Source organism: Streptomyces sp. NPDC056628, from assembly GCF_042792555.1.
Lineage (GTDB): Bacteria > Actinomycetota > Actinomycetes > Streptomycetales > Streptomycetaceae > Streptomyces.
On record NZ_JBHTWG010000077.1, the window covers coordinates 1 to 4,211 of the forward strand.

Annotated in this window: 4 protein-coding genes; all 4 read left to right on the plus strand. The window is 69.9% G+C overall.

The annotated features are described in order from the left end of the window. A partial coding sequence (locus ACFRAC_RS36435; RefSeq protein ID WP_382939580.1) for a nucleotide exchange factor GrpE occupies positions 1–158 on the plus strand: 158 nt, incomplete at its 5' end. Between the two features lie 6 nt (positions 159–164). Beyond that, entirely contained in the window at positions 165–1,130 is a 966-nt protein-coding gene (locus ACFRAC_RS36440) for a DnaJ C-terminal domain-containing protein (RefSeq protein WP_382939566.1), read from the plus strand. Continuing rightward, complete coding sequence (locus ACFRAC_RS36445; protein ID WP_382939570.1) at positions 1,130–1,537, plus strand: chaperone modulator CbpM; 408 nt, start codon at positions 1,130–1,132, stop codon at positions 1,535–1,537. The genes ACFRAC_RS36440 and ACFRAC_RS36445 overlap by 1 nt, the downstream gene beginning before the upstream one ends. Beyond that, positions 1,528–4,167, plus strand: a complete 2,640-nt coding sequence (gene clpB / locus ACFRAC_RS36450) for an ATP-dependent chaperone ClpB (RefSeq protein ID WP_382939575.1) — start codon at positions 1,528–1,530, stop codon at positions 4,165–4,167. Before ACFRAC_RS36445 ends, clpB begins: the two co-directional genes overlap by 10 nt. The last annotated feature ends 44 nt before the right edge of the window (positions 4,168–4,211 follow it).

Sequence of the window (4,211 nt, forward strand, 5' to 3'; positions counted from 1 at the left end):
CCGGCGTCCCGTTCGACCCCTCCCGGCACGAGGTCGTCGGCGTGGTCCAGGACCCCGACGCCGAACCGAACACCGTGGCGCAGGTGCTGCGCCCCGGCTACGGCGAGGCCGAGCGGCAACTCAGGCCCGCCGCCGTGACCGTCGCCAAGCGGGAGTGAGCGGTCATGGCACGGGACTTCTACGAGGTGCTGGGCGTGTCACGGACCGCGAGCCAGGACGAGATCCAGCAGGCATATCGCAAACTCGCCCGCAAGTACCACCCGGACGTCAACAAGGACCCCACGGCGGAGGAACGCTTCAAGGAGATCAACGAGGCGTACAGCGTCCTGTCCGACCCGAAGACCCGGGCCCGTTACGACCGCTTCGGCGAGGACTTCCGAAAGGTTCCCGAGGACTGGGAGGAGCGGGTCGGTGCCGGCGCCGGCGTCGGCGGGGGACCCGGCGGCGGCTTCCGCGCCCGGAGGACGGCGGGCGCGGGCGGCCCCCGCGTCCGGTACTCCACCGGTTTCGGCGACGACTTCGGCGCGGAGGGTATCGACGTCGAGGATCTGTTCGGCTCGTTCTTCGGGGGCGCGGGACGGATGCGTGTGCCCGGGGCCGACCAGGAGGCGGAGTTGCCGCTCACGGTCGAGGAGGCGTACAGGGGTGGGCGCCGGACTGTCACGCTTGCTGGTCCTGGTGGGGAGCCGCGGCGGTTCGAGGTCGACGTGCCGCCGGGTGTCACCGATGGGCAGCGTATCCGGCTGGCGGGTGAGGGTGGCCGGGGCAGTGGTGACGCCCCTGCGGGGGATCTGTATCTGCGGGTGCGGATCCGGCCGCACCCTCGGTTCCGCCTCGATGGCCGGGACGTGTATGTGCAGCTTCCGGTGGCCCCTTGGGAGGCGGCGCTGGGAGCGACGGTTCCGGTGCCCACGCCGGGCGGCAGTACGGCCAAGGTGACGGTGCCCGCGGGCTCGTCCAGCGGGCGGCGGCTGCGGCTGCGTGGTGAGGGCATGCCGAACCCGCGCGGTGCCGACGGCGATCTCTATGCCGAAGTGCGTGTCATGGTGCCGCCCAAGCTCAGCGACCGGGAGCGGGAGCTGTTCGAGGAGCTCGCCGCCACCTCTTCGTTCGACCCCAGGAGGACGTGATGAGCGACCGACCCTCATGGGCGGCCACCGGCGGTCGGACCGACCAGGCGCACGCGGGCGAGCGTCCCGTACAGACGGGCGCGAGTTCCACGGCCGTGCGGTATGCGCTGGTGCCGGTGCCCAGGCTTTCCCTGGATGCCGTGGCCCGTCGCTCCGGGGTCCATCCCGATCTGGTCCGCCGGTTCGTCGCTCTGGGCCTGGTGGAGGCCGAGCGTGACGCCGCGGGGCGCCTGGTGTTCGACTGGGCGGCGCCGGCGGTCCTCGCCCGGGTGCAGCGGCTGCGCATCGGGTTGTGTCTGAACTACGCATCCATCGGTCTGGTGCTGGATCTGCTGGACCGCATCAGTCTGCTCGAAGCCGCACTGCGCCGCGCCGGCACGAGGAGTGACATACCGCCATGGACATGAACCGTCTCACGCAGAAGTCCCAGCAAGCACTCCAGGAGGCCCAGAGCGCGGCCGTGGGGATGGGGCAGACCGAGGTCGACGGTGAGCATCTGCTGCTCGCGCTTCTCGAGCAGGAGGAGGGTCTGATCCCGCGGCTGCTGCAGCAGACCGGCGCCGACCCCAACGAGTTGCGTGCGGCGGTGCGGGCGGAACTCGCCCGCCGCCCGAAGGTCACCGGCCCCGGCGCGTCACCCGGCCAGGTCTTCATCACCCAGCGCCTGTCCCGGTTGCTGGATGCCGCGGAGCGGGAGGCCAAGCGGCTGAAGGACGAGTACGTGTCCGTGGAGCATCTTCTGCTGGCTTTGGCGGAGGAGGGCTCGGCGACGGCTGCCGGGCGCCTGCTGAAGGAGCACAGCGTCACCCGCGATGCGTTCCTGGGCGTGCTGACCCAGGTCCGCGGCAACCAGCGGGTCACCTCGGCCAACCCCGAGGTGGCGTATGAGGCGTTGGAGAAGTACGGCCGCGATCTCGTTCTGGAGGCCCGGTCGGGGCGGCTGGATCCGGTGATCGGCCGGGACGGGGAGATCCGCCGCGTCACCCAGATCCTCAGCCGCAAGACCAAGAACAACCCCGTCCTCATCGGCGACCCCGGCGTCGGCAAGACCGCCATCGTCGAGGGTCTGGCCCAGCGCATCGTGCGCGGTGACGTGCCCGAAGGGCTGCGGGACAAGACGGTGTTCGCGCTCGATATGGGTTCGCTGGTGGCGGGGGCGAAGTACCGGGGCGAGTTCGAGGAGCGCCTCAAGGCGGTGCTGGCCGAGGTGAAGGCGGCTCAGGGGCAGATTCTGCTGTTCGTCGACGAGTTGCACACGGTGGTCGGTGCGGGTGCCGCGGAGGGGGCCATGGACGCGGGCAACATGCTCAAGCCGATGCTCGCCCGCGGTGAACTGCACATGATCGGTGCCACCACCCTGGACGAGTTCCGCAAGCACATCGAGAAGGACGCCGCCCTGGAACGCCGTTTCCAGCAGGTGCTGGTGGACGAGCCGAGTGTGGAGGACACCATCTCGATCCTGCGGGGCTTGCGTGAACGTCTGGAGATCTTCCACGGTGTGAAGATCCAGGACACCGCGCTGGTGTCCGCGGCGACCCTGTCCCACCGCTACATCACCGACCGGTTCCTGCCCGACAAGGCCATCGACCTCGTCGACGAGGCCTGTGCCCGGCTGCGTACCGAGATCGACTCGATGCCCGCCGAACTCGACGAGATCACCCGCCGTGTCACCCGGCTGGAGATCGAGGAGGCGGCCCTGTCCAAGGAGACCGACCCGGCCAGCAAGGCCCGCCTGGAGGAACTGCGCCGCGAGCTGGCGGATCTGCGGGCGGAGGCCGACGCCAAACGTGCCCAGTGGGAGGCCGAACGGCAGGCGATCCGCCGCGTGCAGGAACTGCGCCAGGAACTGGAACAGGTCCGCCAACAGGCGGAGGAGGCCGAACGCGCCTACGACCTCAACCGCGCCGCCGAACTGCGCTACGGCCGCCTGCAGGACCTCGAGCGCCGCCTGAAGGCCGAGGAGGAGCAACTGGCCGCCAAGCAGGGCGAGAACCGGCTGCTGCGCGAGGTCGTCACCGAGGAGGAGATCGCCGAGATCGTCGCCGCCTGGACCGGCGTGCCGGTCGCCCGCCTGCAGGAGGGCGAACGCGAGAAGCTGCTGCGCCTGGACGAGATCCTGCACGAACGCGTCATCGGTCAGGACGAGGCCGTCAAACTCGTCACCGACGCCATCATCCGCGCCCGCTCCGGCATCCGGGACCCGCGCCGCCCCATCGGCTCGTTCATCTTCCTCGGCCCCACCGGCGTGGGTAAGACCGAGCTGGCCAAGACCCTGGCGGCGGCCCTGTTCGACTCCGAGGAGAACATGATCCGCCTCGACATGAGCGAGTACCAGGAGCGGCACACCGTCAGCCGGCTCATGGGCGCCCCGCCCGGATACGTCGGCTACGAGGAAGGCGGACAGCTCACCGAGGCGGTGCGCCGCAAGCCCTACTCGGTGGTGCTGTTCGACGAGGTCGAGAAGGCCCACACCGACGTCTTCAACACCTTGCTGCAGGTCCTGGACGACGGCCGCATCACCGACGCCCAGGGCCGCACCGTCGACTTCCGCAACACCGTCATCATCATGACCTCCAACATCGGCTCCCAGTACCTCCTGGACGGCGCCACCGCCGACGGCGAGATCAAACCGGACGCCCGCGCCCTGGTGATGGGCGAACTGCGCGGCCACTTCCGCCCGGAATTCCTCAACCGCGTCGACGACATCGTGCTGTTCAAGCCCCTCGGCGAACGCCAGATCGAACGAATCGTGGAGCTGCAGTTCGACGAACTGCGCCGCCGCCTCGCCGAACGCCGCATCACCGTCGAACTCACCGAAGCAGCACGCAAACTGATCGCCCACCAAGGCTACGACCCCGTCTACGGAGCCCGGCCCCTGCGCCGCTACATCTCCCACGAGGTCGAAACCCTCGTCGGACGCGCCCTGCTGCGCGGCGACGTCCAGGACGGCGCCACCGTCCGCGTCGACGCCCAGCACGCAGAACTGGTCGTCACCTACGACCAGCCCGACAACGACAAGGGAGCGCAAGCGGCATGAGCACCCTGCAGGCGACGACCGTCAAGTGCCCCAACTGCGGGCGG